This is a genomic window from Peribacillus sp. NPDC056705, from assembly GCF_043656335.1.
In genome coordinates, this window is sequence record NZ_JBHTYI010000249.1 from 1 (window position 1) to 1,146 (window position 1,146).

The 1,146-nt window shown below is 52.8% G+C and carries 3 protein-coding genes; 2 read left to right on the top strand and 1 reads right to left on the bottom strand.

Features of this window, described 5'->3' with window-relative positions:
• Both ACFRAK_RS29395 and ACFRAK_RS29400 read left to right on the top strand, forming a co-directional pair.
• The coding region (locus ACFRAK_RS29395; RefSeq protein ID WP_394573252.1) for a sensor histidine kinase at window positions 1–393 on the top strand (393 nt) is incomplete at its 5' end.
• Window positions 390–764 carry a LytR/AlgR family response regulator transcription factor gene (locus ACFRAK_RS29400; protein WP_394573253.1) on the top strand — a complete coding sequence of 125 codons (375 nt, stop codon included), beginning with the start codon at window positions 390–392 and terminating at the stop codon, window positions 762–764. The genes ACFRAK_RS29395 and ACFRAK_RS29400, both read left to right, overlap by 4 nt.
• An 84-nt stretch (window positions 765–848) precedes the next feature.
• On the opposite strand, the gene ACFRAK_RS29405 is transcribed toward ACFRAK_RS29400, so the two are convergent.
• The coding region (locus ACFRAK_RS29405; RefSeq protein ID WP_394573254.1) for a response regulator transcription factor at window positions 849–1,146 on the bottom strand (298 nt) is incomplete at its 5' end.

The following is a 1,146-nucleotide window of genomic DNA, read 5'->3' on the forward strand; positions in this document are numbered from 1 at the left end:
TATGATGTGAGAGCACCCTTGCACTATGCGGTGCCACCCCTTAGCATTCAGCCGATCGTGGAGAATGCGGTACGCCATGGCGTTACCAAGCGAATATCCGGCGGTACCGTGCAGGTGGTGATTGATGTGCTTGAAGATGAGCGCGAGCTCAGCGTCATGATCTCGGACAATGGGATCGGTATGAGTTCGGAGCGGATTCAATCCTTGCTTGCCGGTAAGCAGCAGGAGAGCGGTGTCGGTCTGAGGAATATTAACTCCAGGCTCTTGACGCTCTATGGCAAGGGATTGCGGATTGAGAGTGAGCTTGAGCAAGGGACTCGGGTTTGTTTTCAGACACCGTTCATCTCGCGTGATGAGGCCGCAAGGGTACAGGAGAAGGGGGACGAATCATGAAGGCGATTGTCATCGACGATGAGAATCCGGCATTGATGCAGATGCAGCGACTGATTCATCGGGATGGACGGCTAGAGATCGCAGGAGCTTATACGCAAGCACAGGATGCTCTCGATCAATGGGCATCATGTGAAGCAGATATTGTGTTTCTGGACATCGAGATGCCTGGCATGAACGGGCTGGAAGCCGGAAAAAGACTACAGCAGCTAGACCCTGACGTCCATATCGTCTATGTAACCGCGTATAATGACCATATCCTGGCATCCGTTCACGAAGGTGATGTCGATTTATTAAAGCCTGTGGACCCACAACGATTTCAACAGACCGTTACCGTACTGCAGCGTCGCATCGCACATAAGAAACCGAATTGAATATATTGAGCGCATAGAACCCCTGACACTTCTCACAGTGCAGGGGTTCTGTTCTTGAGTTCTTATTTTGATGAGAAATCCCCTTTAGATCCAGCCTTTCTCTTCGGCCATGGAGATTGCCTCTATCCGGTTCTTGGCCTGCAGTTTGCCCAGAATCTCAGACATGTAGTTACGGACAGTACCGTAGGATAAGTGCAACTGCGCTGCAATATCATTAGAGCTGTTCCCGTCTGCGGCCAACCGCAGTACTTCCCGTTCGCGCTCGGTCAGTGGATTCGCATTGCGCACCGTACCGAAGACAAGCTCGGGCGAGACCTCTCGCCGCCCCTCCATTACTCGGCGGATCGCCTCGGCCAGACGCTCGCTAGGCTCATCCTTCAGG

Excerpts from the sequence above, each read along its gene's own strand:
- ACFRAK_RS29400 (WP_394573253.1), top strand. The coding sequence starts at position 390 with ATGAAGGCGATTGTCATCGACGATGAGAATCCGGCATTGATGCAGATG.